This is a genomic window from Roseomonas rosulenta, assembly GCF_016106005.1.
GTDB classification, from domain to species: domain Bacteria; phylum Pseudomonadota; class Alphaproteobacteria; order Acetobacterales; family Acetobacteraceae; genus Neoroseomonas; species Neoroseomonas rosulenta.
The window spans coordinates 1-4649 of sequence record NZ_JACADR010000320.1; the positions used below are offsets into that span (position 1 = coordinate 1).

The window sequence follows — 4649 nt, forward strand, 5'->3', positions numbered from 1 at the left end:
CTCCACCGTGAGGCCGAGCACGCCGGTGAAGGCGGCGAGCTGCGCGCTGGCCCCCGCGCGCTGGCCATCGGCCGTGACCACGCCGGGGCTGCCGCCGCGCATCACCAGGCGCGCGGCGAGCTTCGCGCAGGTGAGCGTCTTTCCGGCACCGGGCGGGCCCACGAACATCACCGGCCGTTCGCGCCCCGCGGGCAGCGGCGCGAAGGCGAAGCGCGCGGCGAGCGTCGCCTCCAGCGGTCCCGCAGCGAGCGCGGCGCCCAGCGCCGGGGGCAGGTTGTGGAAGGCGAGGGGCCCCGCGGCCGGCGGCACCGGCACGGTGACCGGCGGGATAAGCAGCGGTTCCTCCGGTTCGAGTGCCGCCGTGACCTCGACGCCCTGGCCGACGCGGCGCGTGCCGAGGATGATCGCCTCCGCACCCAGTTCCTCGCGCAGCAGCGCCATCGCCTCGGCCATGCGGGGCGCGCGGAAGGTCTTCAGGCGCATCGGGCGTGCCCCGGCCGCATGGCGTCAGAGCGTGCCAACGGTGCGGATCCTGGCGCGCGGGTGGATTTCGGTATGCGCCAGCACCGCCGTGGCCGGGCGGAAGCGTTCCACGATGGCGCGCACATGCGGTCGGATGGCGCCGGAACACACCAGCACCGGATGCTCGCCCGCGGCATTCGCGGCGTCGAACACCTCCTTCACGCGCTGCATGAATTCCCCGAGGCGGGACGGCGCCATGGCCAGCTGGCGTTCCTCGGGCGGGCCGACCAGGGCTTCGGTGAAGGCCACTTCCCAGTCGCCCGACAGCGTGACCATCGGCACATGCCCCGCCGCGCCGCGCGCCGCATCCGAGAGCTGCCGCGCGAGCCGCGCGCGCACGATGGCGAGGATGCCCGGCACCGACCGCGCGCCGGCCGCCGAGGCCTCCTGGATGCCCTCCAGGATGGTCGGCAGGTCGCGGATCGAGACACGCTCGGCCAGCAGCGCCTGCAGCACGCGCTGGATGCCGCCGACCCCGATCATCGCCGGCACCAGGTCCGCCACCAGCTTGCGGTGCTCCGCCGGCAGGTCGTCGAGCAGCTTCTGGGTCTCGGCGAAGGAGAGCAGCTCCGCCATGTTCTCGCGCACCAGTTCGGTCAGGTGGGTGGCGACGACGCCCGCCGCGTCGACGACGGTGCAGCCGCGCGCCAGCGCCTCCTCGCGTCGCGTTTCCTCGATCCAGAGCGCGGGCAGGCCGAAGGTTGGTTCGTTGCAGCGTTCGCCGGGCAGATCAGGCACGCCGCCGGCCGGGTCGATCGCCAGCACCAGGGGCGGGCGCAGCTGGCCGCGCCCGGCCTCGATCTCCTTCACCCGGATCGCGTAGGTGTCGGGCGAGAGCGAGAGATTGTCCTGGATGCGCACCGAGGGCAGCACGAAGCCCATCTCCTGCGCGATGGTGCGGCGCAGGCCCTTGATCTGCTCGGTCAGCCGCGGCGCGTCGCCGGCGGCGAGCGAGAGCAGCCCGTAGCCCAGTTCGAGCCGCAGCAGGTCGATGCGCAGCGTCTCGGCAATCGGCGGATCGGCAGCCGCGGCGGGGGTTGCGGTCGCCTCGGGCGGGGTGTCGATCGCCTTCTGCTTCGCCCAGGCCGCCGCACCCGCGGCACCCGCAAGTGCGAGGAAGGGCAGCATCGGCATGCCCGGCAGCAGCGCCATCACCCCGGCGGCGCCGGCCGCGATGGCGAGCGGCTTCGGGCTGCCGCCGAGCTGGTCCACCAGCATCTGGTCGGCGGTGCCCTCGGTATTGCCCTTGGTCACGACGATGCCGGCGGCGACCGAGACCAGCAGCGCCGGGATCTGGCTGACCAGCCCATCCCCCACCGTGAGCAGCGAGAAGGTCTGCGCCGCGTCGCCGAAGGCCATGCCGTGCCGCGCGACGCCGATCGCCATGCCACCCAGCAGGTTGATGAAGGTGATGATGAGCCCCGCGATGGCGTCGCCGCGCACGAATTTCGCCGCACCGTCCATCGCGCCGTAGAAGCCGGTCTCCTCCTCGAGCTCGCGGCGCCGGCGGCGCGCCTCGGTCTCGTCGATCAGGCCCGAGGACAGGTCGGCGTCGATCGCCATCTGCTTGCCGGGCAGGGCATCGAGGCTGAAGCGCGCCGCCACTTCCGCGATGCGCCCCGAGCCCTTGGTGATGACCATGAAGTTCACCACCAGCAGGATGACGAAGACGATCAGCCCCACCACCACGTCCCCGCCCATCAGGAAGCCGCCGAAGGCGCCGACCACGTGCCCGGCCGCGTAGGGCCCCTCATGGCCATGCGTCAGGACGGTGCGCGTGGTGGCGACGTTGAGCGCGAGGCGCAGCAGCGTGGTCAGCAGCAGCAGCGTGGGGAAGGAGGTGAAGTCGAGGGGCCGGCGCAGGAACAGCGCCGTCATCAGCACCAGCACCGAGAGTGTGATCGATACCGCCAGCCCGAGGTCGAGCAGCATGGTGGGCAGCGGCACCACCAGCACGACCAGCAGCGCCACCACGCCGAGTGCGAGCGTGACGTCGTTGCCCGGCTGCGCGCGGCGCAGCCAGCCGGGGAGGACCAGCGCGTTCACGCGCTACCCGGCCGGCAGGGCATAGGGCGGCTGGCCGGGCACCGGCGGCACGGCGACGCCCGCCGCGCGGTATTCGTGCAGCTTGTTGCGCAGCGTGCGGATCGAGATGCCGAGCATCTCCGCCGCCCGCGTGCGGTTGCCCAGGCAATGCGTCAGCGTCTCGAGGATCAGGTCGCGCTCGACCTCCTCGACGCGGCGCCCGACCAGGGCGGTGACCGGCGGCACGGCGGCGGGTGCGGCGGCGGCCGTCACGGCCTCGGCATGCAGCACGGGCGCGGCTTCCAGCAGGTCGATGGCCTCCGGCCCGATCGCGTGGCCTTCCGCCAGCAGCACCGCGCGGTGCAGCGTGTTCTCGAGCTCGCGGACATTGCCCGGCCAGTGATGGGCCAGCAGCAGCGCCTCGGCCGCCGGCGCCAGGGCGCGTTCCGGCAGGCCGTTGGCGCGCGCGTAGCGTTCGGCGAAGTGGTGCGCCAGCGGCAGGATGTCGCCGCGACGCTCGCGCAGCGGCGGGATGCGCAGGCGCACCACCGCCAGGCGGAAATACAGGTCCTCGCGGAAGCGGCCCTTCGCGACCTCCTGCGCAAGGTCGCGATGCGTCGCCGCCAGGATGCGCACATCCACCTTCACCGGGGCAGTGCCGCCCAGGCGGTCGATCTCGCGCTCCTGGATGGCGCGCAGGATCTTGGCCTGCAGGCGCGGGTCCATCTCGCCGATCTCATCGAGCAGCAGGGTGCCGCCCTCGGCCTGTTCGAACTTGCCCTTGCGCGCGGCGACGGCGCCGGAGAAGGCGCCCTTCTCGTGGCCGAACAGCTCGGATTCCAGCAGGGCCTCAGGCAGGGCGGCGCAGTTCAGCGCCACGAAGGGCCCGCGCGCGCGGCGCGAGGCGGCGTGGATGTGGCGCGCCAGTACCTCCTTGCCGGTGCCGCTCTCGCCCATGATCAGCACCGAGGCTTCGGCGCGCGCCACCTGCTCGGCGCGCGCCAGCAAGGCCGCCATCGCCGCGTCCTGCACCACCGGCCGGTCGGGCTCGCCCGCGCAGGCCTGCAGCATGGCGGCGATGAGGTCGGCATCCGGGGGCAGCGGCAGGAAATCCTTCGCACCCGCGCGGATGGCGCGCACCGCGGCATCGGCATCGTTCGGACGGCCGCAGGCGACCACCGGGCAGGCGATGCGCTCGGCGGCGAGCTGTGCCACCAGCCAGGCGACGTCGTGCTGCACGTCGCACAGCACCAGGTCGGCACCCTCGGCACGTAGGCACGACAGGCCCGCCGCCGCGCCCTCGGCGGTGGCGATGCGCGCGCCGCGTGCCGCCGCGATGCGCGCGGCGGTGCCGAGTTCCGCCTCCAGCGAGCCGATGACGAGCACCCGCGCCATGGTCACACGCCCCTGTCCGACTTCACGATCTCGGTCATGGTCACGCCCAGCCGGTTGTCGTCGACCATCACCACCTCGCCGCGCGCGACCAGGCGGTTGTTGACGTAGATGTCCACCGCCTCGCCGAGCTTGCGGTCGAGCTCCACCACCGCGCCACGGCCGAGCTTCAGCAGTTGCGACACCTGCATGGTGGCGCGCCCCAGCACGGCGCTGATCTGCACCGGGATGTCGTAGACCGCCTCCAGCTCGCGCACCGGCCCCGCCGCGGCCTGGCGTGCCTCGTCGCTCGCGGCGGAGAGTGGTTCGAAATTGGTATTGCCGGACATGTGCTACTCCCTGGGGCCGAGGCCGGCCGCTTCGAGGACGCCGCGGATCTCGCGCCGCCGCGCCGCGAGGTCGAGCGCGGCGCCGCCCGAGCGCCACTCGGCGCGCGCATCGCCGGCGGGCAGGGCGGCGTCCTCCTCGATGACGATCCCTTCGGTGCCGAGCAGCGCCCGCGTGGCCTCGGCGAGGCCCGGCGCCACCAGCAGCCGCGCTTCCGGCGCCCCCTGCAGCATCGGCAGCAGGCGCTGTGCGAAGGCCGCCGCGAGCCCTGCGGCGTTCCCGGCCGCAAGACCCGGCAGCGCCGCATCCAGCATGGCGAGGGCGAGGCGCGCGACATCCTCGGTGGCATCGCGCGCCGCCTCGGCCGCCGCCGCATGCCCCGC

At 73.7% G+C, this 4649-nt stretch carries 4 protein-coding genes and 1 pseudogene; all 5 read right to left on the reverse strand.

Annotated elements, in window-relative coordinates; translation table 11 throughout:
* A pseudogene (locus tag HW578_RS23165) lies at positions 1-483 on the reverse strand (GTP-binding protein); the annotation flags it as partial.
* Positions 484-507: 24 nt separating this feature from the next.
* Entirely contained in the window at positions 508-2568 is a 2061-nt protein-coding gene (gene flhA, locus HW578_RS23170) for a flagellar biosynthesis protein FlhA (protein ID WP_198373076.1), read from the reverse strand.
* Between the two features lie 3 nt (positions 2569-2571).
* Positions 2572-3942, reverse strand: coding sequence for a sigma-54 dependent transcriptional regulator (locus HW578_RS23175; RefSeq protein ID WP_198373077.1), 1371 nt, complete (start codon positions 3940-3942; stop codon positions 2572-2574).
* A gap of 2 nt (positions 3943-3944) precedes the next feature.
* A complete protein-coding gene (fliN, locus tag HW578_RS23180) occupies positions 3945-4268 on the reverse strand; it encodes a flagellar motor switch protein FliN (RefSeq protein ID WP_198373078.1) in 324 nt (107 codons plus the stop codon).
* A gap of 3 nt (positions 4269-4271) precedes the next feature.
* On the reverse strand, positions 4272-4649 hold a 378-nt coding region (locus HW578_RS23185), incomplete at its 5' end, for a FliH/SctL family protein (protein WP_198373079.1).

Excerpts from the sequence above, each read along its gene's own strand:
- HW578_RS23175 (WP_198373077.1), bottom strand. The coding sequence starts at position 3,942 with ATGGCGCGGGTGCTCGTCATCGGCTCGCTGGAGGCGGAACTCGGCACC.
- fliN (WP_198373078.1), bottom strand. The coding sequence starts at position 4,268 with ATGTCCGGCAATACCAATTTCGAACCACTCTCCGCCGCGAGCGACGAG.